The following is a 14,648-nucleotide window of genomic DNA, read 5'->3' as shown; positions in this document are numbered from 1 at the left end:
TTTATTTTTTATATTCTATCCTAAGAATGAGTTCGTTAGAATAAAATAAATTTATTACAATTTTACTTTTAAAATTTCATCAAAAGTAGTACTATTTATTAATTTTTCAAATGATTTTTATATGATATTAATTTCCAAAATTGTATCTCAATGTAAATCCGCTTCTAATATTTGTTAGAGGAAAAGATGTTGATATTACTGCTTTAGAGAACGAATGATCATAGAAGAAAATTGCTGTTAGGTTTTTGCTAAACGAATAATCGGCTGTTAATTTTGCTGACCAAATGTTTTGTCCGCCACCAAGCTGATTGTTGTCATAATCTAAATATCTAACAATAGTTTTATTATTTCTATAGGAGAAATCAACTTTTATATTGATATCACTTTTAATAACTCCTTGGGGATTATCGGCAAATTGCGATGCTAAAATTACATCTTTTATTCTGTATCCTAGACCTACAACATATTCTAATCCTTTTACTTCTGTCAATAAATTATTATCAAAACTCATTGATAATGCTCTGTCTTTTTTCATTTCGGCAAGAAACTTAAACGAGTTTTTCATTTCGAAATCTACTCTAACTAACGGACTAAATTGTTCTACTAAATTGATGTTTCCAATAATTAATTTGTTATTGATGTTTCCTCCTGTATCTAAACCATTAGGATTTTGATCATATTCAAAGTTAGAACGAAACGAATTTATTGTATACGATGCTTTGTAATTATGTTGCAAAGAGAAACGTTTAAATCTTTCTTTAAAGAATCCTAAACGCATTAATCCGTTATATTTTATATTCCAGTTTGGAATTGGAATGTTTCTAAATGATGCTAACGAAATGTCTTTGGCTGCATCATTGGCTCCAAATGTTGTAAAACCAGTATATGCAGCTAAAAATGATGGAATTAATACTGCTTGACTATTTTTTCCGAAGCCAACAGGATAACCTTCTGCATCTCTTGCAAAAGAACTTGATCCATAATATTCTGTTGCCAATCTATCGGCTACAATAATTCTATTTCCTCTAAAATCATTAAATGCTGACGAAAAATTTTCATCACTTTGTTTGAAAGCAGATTTTAACATTACTGTAGATATAGCATAATTTCCAAAACTGTATGGTGAACGCGAATTATATTGACCACCAGTTACATCGAATTGCTCTGAAAAATTATCTGCATAAGTTCTATTGGCATTTAAATCGATTTTAAAATCTGGAAACAAATCAACATTTGCAGTAAAGTTTAATAATTTGCTTGTTACTTGTGTAAAACTTTGATTGAAATCTGGGTAATTAGTTAACCAACCATTTTTTGCTGCTTCAAATCTAACTTCGTCTTGACTACCAAATGCAAATCCAAAAGTTGGTTTAGCTGTTCCAAAGAAACCAATACTTGGTGTATATCCTGGAAGAACTGTCCCTCGATTTTCTGTATAATCTATTTGAATATTTTTCACACTTGTTAAAACTCCAATTAAACCATCCATAAAAACGCTTCTTTCGTTTTGAACTTGTGGTTTTACTGCAACTATTTTTTCGCCAGGTTTTGGAGCTGCAGGTTTGGCTGCTGGTTTTTTAGTTTTTTTAGTTAATCCAATATATTTATAGAAAGTTTCCATATTTAATTTGGTATTTAACCTATGTGAACCTGCATTTTGAATTGTGTTTCCTAAATTATAGATAGTTCCATCTTCGGCTTCTATAGTTTCTAATGCTAACGAAGCACGTTGCCAACTGTAATCGCCAGTATAAGTATAAGAAGAATTAATAAAACTTAAAAACGGAATTTTATTAATTGGCAAATCATAATTAACAACCAATTGCTGATTGTGTAAATTTGGCGTTCCAGGATTCCAATAATCTGTCCAAATGTTGTAGCTATTATCTGGGTTGTTGTTTTCGTCTAAATAGTTTCTTACAATATTATTTGAAGATGCGTTGAAACTAAGTTTTAATGCTTTAGTTAAATTATAATTGAAACCATATTGATAGTTAAACAAGAAATTTCTTCTGTATAATTTATCAAGTCCAATTCCTTCAACATCAACTAATCTAAACTGTTGTTCATTATATTGTCTAGTAATATTTGTACTAAATGAAATGTTGGATGGTAAATAATTAAAATTAAAATCACTTAATAATTTCCAGTAAGTACTTTTCTTAAATACTTTAGTTTTTTTGAATGGTTCGAAAGGTTTAGATTTGAATGCAAAAGTATAATCTGCACCAGTGTTAACTTGCTGATCTAAAAAGTTTTCTATTTCATAATTATGACGGTTTACTTCATTGTATGAATAAGACAAGGTTAAATTTTCTGGATCGTAAAAATGCTGTTTTTGTTCTGGAGCTCTTTCTTTTTTAACACCAATAAAATTGATGCTTTTTCTTTTTGTATAATCTATTGCTCTGTTTCTTATATTGCTTCTTTCTGTTTCGCTAGCTGTATTGTCTATTAATTGCTCTAATCTAATGTCTTGATTAAAAGGATCATATTCTGGCGTAACAATTTCTTCTCCAACTGAATAGTTGAATGGTAGATTTATTCCCCATTTCTTTGGAAGTAGTTTTCCTAAACTTAAATTAGTTACTACATTGTATTGTTTAATATCTTCTCTACTTCTTTCGTTTGGTCCTTGTTCTAATGAGCCAAAACCTATGGTACTCATTCTTCCAGTGGCTGAAATTGTTGCAAAATCGGCAAAGTTGGTGTCCATATTTAACACAGCTGCCATTCCGCCTTTGTTATCCATTTGTGCTAAACGAAGTTCGTTAAACCAAACTTCTCCTTCTATATCTCTTGGAGCTAGTGGATGATCTGAATTATTTAATACATCTGTTTGATTTTTTATACCAATCATTAATGTTCTAACAAGTCCAAAATTTGGATTTCCTTTAATTCCTAATCTTAATTTATTTGGTTTACTTGCCAGTGATGGATCAAGTTCGTCTTCGTTTAGATAATAAACTCCATCGAGTGGTAATGTCGTTGGATCTATGCTTAACGATAAAATTTTAAGTTTTGTTAGTAAAGCAAGAGATAAATCTACTTCATTTTCTTCTGGCCAAATTTCTTCTGGAGTTACAGATGTGAAGTCTGATTTTTTTAATGGAATTTCAACTTGATAATAATTACTTGTAAAATCATTACCAAAACGGATAAATCCTACCATTTCATCATTTTCAATTGAATTTGGATTTGCAGGAACAGCTTCGGCATGAAGAAACATTTTCATTTTATTAAACTGTCGCATATCTACACTTACGTTTTTGAAAACTGCACGAGAATCGCCAGGTTCTAATCCTCCAACGCCACCATTACCAGTTGCTCTTAATGATAATGATTGTTCGTTTTGATTTATCAAAGTGTTGTTGTTGTATAATTGTTCACGAACAACATTTGGTGGTGTTACATAATGAATTGGAACTCTATCACCATTTTCTTGAATATTTACTGCTTGAACATCAAAATTAGTTGTATCATCGTCGACATCAGGATCGTTAAAATCTAAAAAACTTGTATAACGACGCCATTCTCCACGAACTAAATCTAAAGCTCCAAAACGAATCGTAACTGGCTCGCTAAAACCTGTCATAAATATTCTCATAAATCTAATTGAACGAAAATCAGATATTCCGCCAATCGTGTTTTCTGGTTGAGCTACAGGAATTTTATATTGAATCCATCTTCCTGTTGCTGTTAATCCGTTAGGCAAAGTAATTCCAGAAACTGGTCTAATATCTGTTACATAATTTTGACCTACTTGAATTGCGTTATTCATATCAATACTATATTCATAATAAGCATTGATTGTATTCATGGTGTTGTCTCTATTGATATCTTCTACATCAGGAACGGTTGTTGAACCTCTATTTGTATCTGTAACATCGACTGGTGAGTTGCTTTGCATACCATTATAATTTCTATAACGATCTATTACATTTCCTGTGGCTTGAAGAAAATATTGATAATTATCTCCAGATGGATCAGGTTGTGCTGCAAATGCCGGAAAAGTTGTAGCTTCTACATCATCAGAAATTCCATCTAAACCTACATCTTGTACTAGTCTATTTGCTCCATTAGTATCAAATGCATAAATTAATGATTGTGATGCTGGAACTTGTCCCCAAATTGTAGGAACTGTTGGCGAGGTTGAACCTGCTTCTGGTAAACCATTTTCATATTGTTTTCTTCCGTCTTTTAATATGTCTTCGGAGATTTCTCCAAGATTAAAATAAATCTTACCAACATTTGTGTCAGGAGTACTTCCTGCGCCAATATATGGATCTAAAACCCAAAATTGAATATATTCTACGTTTCCTTGTTCGAAATTTGTTGAGTTTAATGATCTTGTAATTCCACCAAAATTTTCAGTTGGATTTGGTAATATATTTGTTGATGCTGCAACAGGATTAAAATTATATTGACCTCTGTCTGTAGGTGAATAGCTTAAATCTAAGGTGTTAACAACTTGAGATTGACCTTGAACAATGTCTGTTTCTGGATATAATTCTGAGCTAAAAATTCTTCTGGTAGAATTTAATGATATATCATCAACCGAAATTCCTGCTGGTCGTTGTGTATAAAAAACTGGATCAATACCATACCATGATAATTTTGCTCTTTTATATCCATAATCTAATGCACTTGAGCTTGACCCAAAATCTAGATAATCACTATCTGTATCCCAAGATGGTGTAGAAGATAAATACCATGAAAAAGGAGAACGCATATCGATTGTAGTTTGTGAACCTTCAAAATCATCTACATAAATAGTTGCTTCACCTTCAAATTGATCTGCTTTAGGAGTGTTTGGTTTTAAAAATGCAACTTCACCTCTAATTGAGATATTGGAAGGAACATCGGTATCCATATTTGGAAGTTTATTGACTAATCTTGTAAGAAAAGGAACTTCGGTTGAGTAATTTAAATTGGCGCCGTAAATTGTGTTGTTAACAGATTCTTGTCCGTAATTAGATTTTTGAGTAAATGGTCTTTCTGTCATTTTTAAGAAAGTTCCACCAACAATAAATTTTTCTGAAAATTTATGTTCTACATTCACTCCAAAGAAACGTCTTGTTTGTTGACCAAAAACCGAATTATTTTCAACAGAAACTTCAATTGGTGTATTTGATGCTGCCAATGATGGATCAAGAATTTGAACTCTACCAGCTTGATAGTTTACGCTATAATCTATTCCTTCAACTAGAACTCTTCCACCTGCGGTTACAACTACAGAACCTTTGGGAACATTGAATGCCCCAATCGGAATTCCGTCGCCACCAGCAGATTTAAATTTTCCTCGCAATTGAAATTTATTTTTATCACTGTCTTGCAATGCACCAGCTTGTGTGCTTGTATACATAGTTCTAAAAACATATTTTTTTTGATTTTCGTTATAATCTATACTTGAATTTGGATCACCAGAATAATTCTCGCTTGGATTGTTTCTTAATTTTTCAAACAAATGTTTTCCAAAAGGTTCTACTGTTGTAAAAATTAATCTTCCGTTTTGTTGATCTACAGTAAGTCCTGGCATAAAATCGAAAAAACCATCTCCACCATCTTGTGGATCATTGTTGTAATTTAATTTATCTACATTAAAAACTTTTAGCAATGGTGTTTCTAAAACATTTGCAGGCAATGGTGTTGTGCCAACTTGTGAAATATAATTTAATGGTGATGGATCAGTATAAAGTATATTAAATCTAAAATCTTCTTGTTGCAATTGGTATGCTCCAGGAAGTTGATAGATGTTTTTCATCATTAAATTCCAAATTGGTTTTTGAACATTTGTTAGATTACTTTTTAATAGTTTTAATATTAATGTCTGCGTTTCTGGAATTCCTGCTCCATTTACTTCTGTTGGTGTTGCTCCATCTGTACCAAATTCTCCTACTTGATAAATATCGTCGCCAATTGTATATTGGTAAGCAACTGCAAGAACTTCGTCATTGGCTAATCGTTGTTGTAAAGATACATAACCTAATTGTGGATGAAAAGTAAACTCATTGGCACTTAATTTTCGAGCATTTTCTAGTTTAGAATAATCGTCACCTTCACTAACAGTATTATTAAATCCATCACTTGATGTTACAATTTCTCTAATTTCATTTTTTAACAATCCAGTAGTAGTTCCAATTAATGCTGGATCATATAAATTATTTTGATTATCTGATGGAGAATTTGGCAAAGTAGTTCCAAAAAATCCTGATGGAATTGGAGTTATTGCAACAATGTCTGTTGGTGTTAATCCATTTGTGTTTAATTCAGATTCACCTAAATCTTGAAGCGCAATAATATTTCTAAGATTATTATTGGTTGTACTAACTCTATTTTGTCTGTTGGTAACCCAAACTTCTATTCTAGTAATTTGAACTCTGCTATCAATAAATGGATAATTTCTTAATGACGAATCGTATTTATTTCTAAAATATTGTGAAAGAAAAAAGTGCCTATCAGAGTCATAATCTAATGAAAACAAATCAAAATCTTGAATGGTTCCACCACCTTGAGCTGTTACACTTTTAGTTTGCGATTTTTGTTCAGAGAAAACTCCTGTAATTGTTGTTTTACCAAATTGAAACTGAGCTTTTACACCAAATAAACTTTGTGCTCCACGAATTAGTGAGCTATTTAATGGCATGCTTACATTTCCAATTTCTAATTTTTGTAAAATAGAATCTTCTCCTCCATTTACGCTTGGATCAAATTCTAATTTAATTAAATTTTGAAATGCAAATGTTGATTGAGTATCATAATTGGCATTAACATTAAGTCGTGTTCCAACTTTTCCTTGCAAACTCATGCTAATTCTTTGATCAAAATCAAAAGTTGTTGTTGCTCTATTTCTAGGAGAAAAAGAAGGATTATCTTGTTTTGTGTAACGAACACCCAAATCCATTTCTACAGAACCTGTTGGTTTTACATCTATTGTATTGGAGCCAAAAATGGAAGCGAAAAAACCAGAGTTTACGTAATATCTTGGAAGTAAATTCTTTTTAGCTTCTTCAGTTCCTTCTTTTCTGCCATCAATTGCATCTGATTTTTCTTTAAAATACTTTCGCATTGATTCTCTAAGAACTAATTCTTGGTATTCTTTTGGAGTTAAAATTATTGGATAATTAATATTAAATCCTTCAAATGTGCTTGAGTAAATATACCTATCGGTTACAGGATCATATTTATAAGCATCAACTATACTTGGAGGATTTCCAAGTTTAATTTCACCCAAATCACTTCCAACTCTTGTAGAATCTGGTTCTTCCTCTTGTGAAAAAGAAGTCCAACTAGTAAAAAATAGTAGTAAAATTAAACTTGTTTTTAATACCGTTTGCATGTATATATTGTAATTTGTTTTCAAAAATTATAAATTTTTTAATGCTTGTTTTATAATAACTTCTACAGTAGCATCTGGATTTTCATTAATTACTTTATCGACTATTTTCTCTGATGCTTTTCTAACAAAACCTAAAACCTCCAAAGCAGATAACGCTTCATCACGATTTGTATTGTTTTGAGATAAAGAAACTTCGTCTAAATCATAAATTTTTAACACTTTTTCTTTTAAATCTAATATTGCTCGTTGTGCTGTTTTAGCACCAATGCCTTTGATAGATTGAATTGTTCCAACATCTCCACTTGCTAATGCCTGAATAATTTGTTTGGGTTCTAATGACGAAAGCATTGTTCTTGCGATTGATGCTCCAATACCAGAAACTGTTATTAGCAATTTAAATATTTCTTTTTCAGATTTTTCTATAAATCCAAACAAAGAATGTGAATCTTCTTTGATTATTAAATGTGTAAATAGCTTTATAAAATCGGTTTTTGGAAGTAGCGAATATGTGTGAAGCGAAATATTTACATGATAACCAACACCATTACAGTCTATTACAACTTCTGTAGGTGTTTTTTCAACTAATTTTCCTTGAATGTGTGCTATCATAATATTATTTATGCAATTCAAATATAACAAAAAACTTTAATTGGAATTAGAAAAGCTTAATTTCTACTCTATTTTTACAGTGAAATTTTTTAGTCGTTTACTTTTTTCTTGTGCGTCTACAACTGCAACTGCAGCCATATTTACCATTTCTTCTACACTTGCGCCAAGTTGAAAAATATGAGCAGGTTTATCCATTCCCATAACAATTGGTCCAATAGATTCTACATTGTATAATTCTTTTAGTAATTTATAGGTAATATTTGCCGATTCTAAATTAGGAAAAATCAAAGTGTTTACTTTTTTTCCAGCCAATTTAGAGAACGGAAACTTATTTTTTAGCATTTCTGGATTTAAGGCAAAATCGGCTTGAATTTCTCCATCAACAACTAATTCTGGATAATATTTATGTAGATATGTTACAGCTTCTCTTACTTTATTTGCACTTTCATGGGTTGATGAACCAAAGTTTGAGAATGAAACCATTGCAATAACTGGTTCTAAACCAAACATTCTAACTGTTTTTTCTGTCATCAATGCAATTTTAGCTAAATCATCTGATGTTGGATCTGGATTAATTGCTGTGTCTGACAAAAACATTGGTCCGCGGTTGGTCATCATCATATTGGTTGATGCAATTAATGAAATTCCTGGAGCTTTTCCAATCAATTGCATTAATGGTTTTACAACAGACGGATAACTTCTAGAAAAACCAGAAACCATAGCATCTGCATCGCCTTCATTTACCATCATTGCTGCAAAATAATTTCTTTCTCTCATCCATTTTTGTGCATCGAGTAATGAAACTCCTCTTCTGTTCCTTTCTTTCCAAAAAATATCAGCATATCTTAATCTGCGTTTATCTTCATCTTTGGTTTTTGGATCAAAAATTGGCACATCTGCATCAAAACCAATTTCTTCTTTTAATTCAAGAATATCTTCTTTTCTACCTAATAATATTGGAAGTCCAATTCCTTCTTCATGAACTATTTGTGCGGCTTTTAATACATCTAATTGATCTGCTTCGGCAAATACTATTCGTTTAGGATCACTTTTGGCTCTATTGATTAATAATCTTATCATTTTATTATCAGAACCCATTCGTTCTAATAAATCTTCTTCATATTGTTTCCAATCTGTAATAGGATTTAATGCAACACCACTTTCCATTGCTGCTTTGGCAACTGCTGGCGCAACCATAGTTATCAACCTTGGGTCAAATGGTTTTGGAATTATATATTCTCTACCAAAGTATAACTTTGTTTCTCCATAAGCAATATTTACTTGCTCTGGAACAGATTCTTTTGCTAAAGCAGCCAAAGCTCGAACTGCTGCCATTTTCATTGCCTCATTTATTTTTGTAGCTCTAACATCTAATGCTCCGCGAAAAATATATGGAAAACCAAGAACATTATTAACCTGATTTGGATGGTCTGATCGACCAGTTGCCATAATAATATCTTTTCTTGTTTTGATGGCTACATCATAATCTATCTCAGGAATTGGATTTGCCATGGCGAAAACGATTGGATTATCTGCCATGGCAAGCAACATTTGTGGTTTTAAAATGTTTCCAGCTGAAAGACCAAGAAAAACATCAGCATTGATTAATGCTTCACCAAGTTGAATTCCTTTAGTGCCAAAACTGTATTTTTTTTGTAAATCTGACAAATCATTTCTATCATTTGATAAAACTCCATTTACATCAAACATTATTATGTTTTCTGGTTTTACACCAAGTAAAACATATAAATTAGCACAAGCCAATGCTGCAGAACCAGCTCCAGAAACTACAAGTTTAATTTCGGAAATGTTTTTTTCGGCAAGTTCAAGAGCATTTAGTAAAGCCGCAGATGAAATAATTGCAGTTCCGTGTTGATCATCGTGCATCACAGGAATATTTAACTCCTCAACTAGACGTCTTTCTATTTCGAAAGATTCTGGAGCTTTTATATCTTCTAGATTTATTCCTCCAAATGTTGGTGCAATATTCTTTACTGTTGCAATAAATTCTTCTATGTTTTTTGTTCCAACTTCTATGTCAAAAACATCAATGTCAGCAAATATTTTAAACAATAAAGCTTTTCCTTCCATCACTGGTTTGGATGCCTCTGGACCAATGTCTCCAAGTCCTAAAACTGCTGTTCCGTTTGTAATTACTGCAACCAAATTTCCTTTGGATGTATATTTATAAACGTTTTCAATATCTTTTGCAATTTCAAGGCAAGGTTCTGCAACACCTGGCGAATATGCTAATGATAAATCTCTTTGTGTAGCATATTTTTTAGTTGGAACAACCTTAATTTTTCCTGGAGTTGGCTTTGCATGGTATAAAAGTGCTTCTCTACGTTTATTGTCTTTGTGCATTTTTTATTTCTTTTTCTTCTGACTTACAAAGGTAAAAGTCTAAATCGAAAATGGAAATTTTTATTGATTTTCTTTTAGAAAGTTTTTTAATTATTTTAATTTAATAAAAACCAGCTTTTTTTTAAATAAAAAATGCCCCAAATAGTGTCTAACTTTTTGGGGCATGTTCATTTTTAAGATTTTTATAAAATATATAAATTAGTTTTGGTTTGCTTCACCTACCATTTTGATTAAACTTTCCTCTGTAAATTTTCCTCCAGATAAAAGAATAAATTTACTAACTGGTGTGTCTCCAAAAAATAATTCTAAAAATTCTGCTGCTTTTTTCTCTTCTTCAGTTTCTGGTGTTTTATTGTCACCTCTAAACATTTGTAACATTTGGTTGTGAATTACTAATCCTTTTGGCGATTTTTTAAATTCTTTAAGCATAGAATCTAATGTTAAAACCACTTTTTCAATTTTTGAAGATTTAATATCAATTGTTTGTTGTAAAGGTAAATTGCGAGAAGAACCACCAACACGAATATCAAATTTTCCTGAATTTACTTTCCAATCATGAGTGTTTACATCAAAAAAAGCAAAATCACGATAACTTAAATTAAATGTAACTGCTTTTTCTTCGCCAACTTTTAAATCTATTTTTTCAAAATGTTTTAATTCATTTTCTGGACGAGATACAATTGCATTTTGTTCATGAACATACAATTGTATGATTTCTTTACCGTCTACTTTTCCTGTGTTTTTAACTTTTACCGTTATTGAAATGGCATCATTATCATTGGCAGAAGTAGTGTTTGATTTTATATCAGAATAAGCAAAAGCAGTATAACTCAACCCAAATCCGAATGGAAAATTTGGTTCAATTTTCTTTTTATCATAATATCTGTAACCAATATAAACTCCTTCACCATAACTTGCATCAACAGTTTTTGAAGGAAAATCTAACGCGGTTGGAGTATCATCTAATGTTTCTGGAAATGTTTCTGATAATTTTCCTGAAGGATTTACTTTTCCTGTCAAAACATCGGTAACTGCGCCACCACCAGCTTGACCTCCAAGATATGCTTCAACAATTGCCGAAACATTATTTTTCCATGGCATTAAAACTGCTGAGCCATTCATTAAAACTACAATTACATTTTTGTTTACTTTGGCAATTTCTTCAATTAATTTATTATGACCATCAGGCATATTAATATTTGTTCTGTCAAAACCTTCGCTTTCATAACTATCTGGTAATCCTGCAAAAACAATTACCGTTTGGGCATTTTTTGCATTTGAAATTGCTTCCGTTAATAATGTTTCAGTTGTTTTACCATTTACATCATAACCTGCTGCGTATGAAAAATTTGCTGTTGTTGTTTTTTTCAATTCATCAAATGCATTTACTATTTGATTTGGTTTTACTTGTGAACTTCCTGCGCCTTGAAAACGAGGTTTTTTAGCAAATTCTCCAATTATAGCAATTGTTTTTATATCTTTTTTTAAAGGTAAAATAGCATTGTCGTTTTTTAATAAAACAATACATTCGCTACTAGTTTTACGAGCAATATCATTGTGTTTTTGTTTGTCATAAGTTGTTCCTGCTTTATAACTGTCTTTGGCTTTTAGAATAACAGCTAGTAAATCTGTAACAATTTCATTTAATTTAGTTTCAGATAATGTTCCTTTTTTTACTGATTCTATAATTTTTGCATCGTTGTAACCTCCACTTGATGGCATTTCGAGATGCAAGCCAGCATTTACTCCCATAACTCTATTGTTTACAGCACTCCAATCAGAAACTACAAACCCTTTAAAACCCCATTTTTTCTTTAAAATTTCGTTTAATAAATATTCGTTTTCTGATGTATAGATTCCGTTTAATTTATTATAAGAACACATGATTGTCCAAGGTTGTGCGTTTTTTACTGCAATTTCAAAAGCTGGAAAATAAATTTCGTTTAAGGTTCTTTCATCAATAACCGAATTAGAAATCATTCTTTCATTCTCTTGACTATTAGCAGCAAAATGCTTCATTGATGTTCCAACGCCTTGACTTTGAACACCATTTATAAATCCCGATGCTATTTTTCCGGCTAAAACTGGATCTTCAGAAAAATATTCAAAATTTCTTCCTCCAAGTGGTGAACGTTTCATGTTTACACCTGGACCAAGAAGTATTTGAACATTGTTAGTTTGACATTCTATTGCTATTGTTTCGCCCATTTTTTGTGCCAAATTAACATCCCAAGAAGATGCAATTGCTGATGCTGTTGGAAAACAAGTTGCTGGAACACTGTTTAAAAAGTCAAAACCAACTGCTTTTCGCAATCCGTGTGGTCCATCGGTCATGAAAATTTCTGGAATTGATAATCTTTCTATTGGTTTTGTTGTCCAAGCTGTTCCACCAGAACATAGCGATGCTTTTTCTTCAAGAGTCATTTTATTGACTAATGATTTTGCTTTTTCTTGATATCCTTTTTCATCTAAAATTATTTTAGCAGTACTTTTTTGGGAGCTAATTTTTTTAGATGTTATTTTCCCTTCTTTTGTTTGCGAAAAGGTTTGAAATGAAATACAAATCGCAAAAAATAATATATTTATTTTTTTCATTTTTTATTAAATTTAATAGTTTTATTGTGTTATAATGACGCAATGTAATTATTTATTTGATTCAAACACTATTATTTATAATTTTTTATTAAAATTGAACTAAATTGCCACTTTATTTTTAATAAAAAATGAGTTTAGAATCTATATTAAATAATTCAAATAATTATCAACCTGGTTTATCTATTGATTGTGTAATTTTTGGTTTTCATGACAATTCGTTAAAAGTATTATTATTAAAACCAAAATTTTCAGAAAAATGGACTTTGCCTGGAGGTTTTGTAACTGTTGATGACAGTATTGATGTTGCGGCAGTTAATGTTTTAAAAGAAAGAACTGGATTGACTGGAATATTTTTGCGTCAATTTGCAACTTTTGGTGATATTAATAGAGATGAAATTGATTTTAACACCAAAGTTTTAGAGTTTTTTAAAATTCCAAAAGAGAATGCAAAATGGTATTTACAACGATTTGTAACAATTGGATATTATGCTTTAGTAGATTTTTTTGAGACAATTCCGAGTGCCAATGGCAAATATGAAATTATAGAATGGATTGATTTAAACAATATACCAGAATTAATTTTAGATCATAATAAAATTCTTAATAAAGCATTAGAAAATCTTAGATTAGAATTGAATAGTTTACCTATTGGTTTTAATTTATTGCCAGAAAAATTTACAATGACCGAACTTCAAAAGTTATATGAAACTATTTTAGGAAGAGAATTGGATAGACGAAACTTTTTTAGAAAAATGAATTCTATTGGGATTTTAAAAAAACTTGATGAAAAGAAAAGCAATGTATCACATAAAGCTCCAAATTTTTATTGTTTTGACACAGAAAACTATCAAAAAGTATTAAAAGATGGGTTGAATATGGGTTGGTAATTTATTAAAACAATTTTTCTGGTGAAATTTGTTTGTTTAAATCTGTTTTTAATTTTTCTGATAAAAGCTCAAAACCCAACTGAAACGAGGCATTCATCCAACCAAAACCTTCACGAGTAATGTATTCAAAATCAGTTCCTTGATTTCCATATTCTGCAAAAACTTTGTGCGAACCACTTACTACATCATATTTTTCGGGAATTGTTCCGTTGTAATTGCAAGCATTTTTGGTAATCATATAAAGCCATTTGTAAATTAGTTCTTGAGCCAATTTATCATAACCAAAATTAATTAATCCTTTCCAAATAATAATTTGATGTGGTGGCCAACCAAAAGGAAAATCCCATTGCCGTTGCATTTCATTAGCTCCAATATCGTTTAAAGCATCTTTTGAGCAACCAGCTATTCCGCCAGAAAAAATAAGTTTTGGCAACACATTTTGAATCATTTTGTCCGCTTGTTCTTGCGTTGCAATTTTCGCCCAAAGCGGAAAAAAACAAGTTGCCGATAAAAAAATATGTTGCTTTTTAGTTTTAAAATTATAATCAAAAAAACAACTTTCTTCTTCGTTCCAAAGTAAATTGTTAATCAGAATTTTTCTATTTTCAGATTTTTCAATCCAGTATTTTTGAGTGTAAATTTTAGAATTGTACTTGAATGAATCATCAAAATATTTTGAAATCATTTCGGCAAAATCAGTTTCATATTTGTACAACATTGCATTGAGTTCAACCAAATTCAAATCGGCACAAATTCCTTCCAATCTATAACTAGTGTCGTGACCGCTTTCGCGAACGCTTCTGTCATGAACAAAATAATTATCCAGTTCTAGATTTTCTATTTTTCTTTCGTAA

The 14,648-nt window shown here is 30.9% G+C and carries 6 protein-coding genes; 1 reads left to right on the top strand and 5 read right to left on the bottom strand.

Annotated elements, in window-relative coordinates:
• Positions 1 to 127: 127 nt before the first annotated feature.
• From sprA to ACH2BO_RS01470, 4 genes are all read right to left on the bottom strand, one after another.
• Positions 128 to 7,339 (bottom strand): cell surface protein SprA, encoded by a 7,212-nt coding sequence (sprA, locus tag ACH2BO_RS01485; RefSeq protein ID WP_395043014.1) that lies wholly within the window; start codon positions 7,337 to 7,339, stop codon positions 128 to 130.
• Positions 7,340 to 7,366: 27 nt separating this feature from the next.
• A complete protein-coding gene (gene ruvA, locus ACH2BO_RS01480; RefSeq protein WP_395042989.1) occupies positions 7,367 to 7,948 on the bottom strand; it encodes a Holliday junction branch migration protein RuvA in 582 nt (193 codons plus the stop codon).
• Positions 7,949 to 8,011: 63 nt separating this feature from the next.
• On the bottom strand, positions 8,012 to 10,312 hold the full coding sequence (locus ACH2BO_RS01475) for an NADP-dependent malic enzyme (protein WP_395042988.1): 2,301 nt from the start codon (positions 10,310 to 10,312) through the stop codon (positions 8,012 to 8,014).
• 198 nt (positions 10,313 to 10,510) lie between these two features.
• Complete coding sequence (locus ACH2BO_RS01470; protein ID WP_395042987.1) at positions 10,511 to 12,907, bottom strand: glycoside hydrolase family 3 C-terminal domain-containing protein; 2,397 nt, start codon at positions 12,905 to 12,907, stop codon at positions 10,511 to 10,513.
• 128 nt (positions 12,908 to 13,035) lie between these two features.
• Here ACH2BO_RS01470 and ACH2BO_RS01465 point away from each other — a divergent pair, with 128 nt between their 5' ends.
• Positions 13,036 to 13,794 (top strand): NUDIX domain-containing protein, encoded by a 759-nt coding sequence (locus tag ACH2BO_RS01465; RefSeq protein ID WP_395042986.1) that lies wholly within the window; start codon positions 13,036 to 13,038, stop codon positions 13,792 to 13,794.
• 4 nt (positions 13,795 to 13,798) lie between these two features.
• Here the strand turns inward: ACH2BO_RS01465 and ACH2BO_RS01460 are convergent.
• The coding region (locus ACH2BO_RS01460) for a trehalase family glycosidase (protein ID WP_395042985.1) at positions 13,799 to 14,648 on the bottom strand (850 nt) is incomplete at its 5' end.

It is taken from the genome of Flavobacterium sp. (assembly GCF_043773265.1).
GTDB lineage: Bacteria > Bacteroidota > Bacteroidia > Flavobacteriales > Flavobacteriaceae > Flavobacterium.
Note: the sequence above shows the minus strand (reverse complement) of the source record. Positions and strands in the feature narration are given on the sequence as shown.

What these genes read in the sequence shown, in the direction of transcription:
- ACH2BO_RS01465 (WP_395042986.1), top strand. Translation starts at nt 13,036, where the DNA reads ATGAGTTTAGAATCTATATTAAATAATTCAAATAATTATCAACCTGGT.
- ACH2BO_RS01475 (WP_395042988.1), bottom strand. Translation starts at nt 10,312, where the DNA reads ATGCACAAAGACAATAAACGTAGAGAAGCACTTTTATACCATGCAAAG.
- sprA (WP_395043014.1), bottom strand. Translation starts at nt 7,339, where the DNA reads ATGCAAACGGTATTAAAAACAAGTTTAATTTTACTACTATTTTTTACT.
- ruvA (WP_395042989.1), bottom strand. Translation starts at nt 7,948, where the DNA reads ATGATAGCACACATTCAAGGAAAATTAGTTGAAAAAACACCTACAGAA.
- ACH2BO_RS01470 (WP_395042987.1), bottom strand. Translation starts at nt 12,907, where the DNA reads ATGAAAAAAATAAATATATTATTTTTTGCGATTTGTATTTCATTTCAA.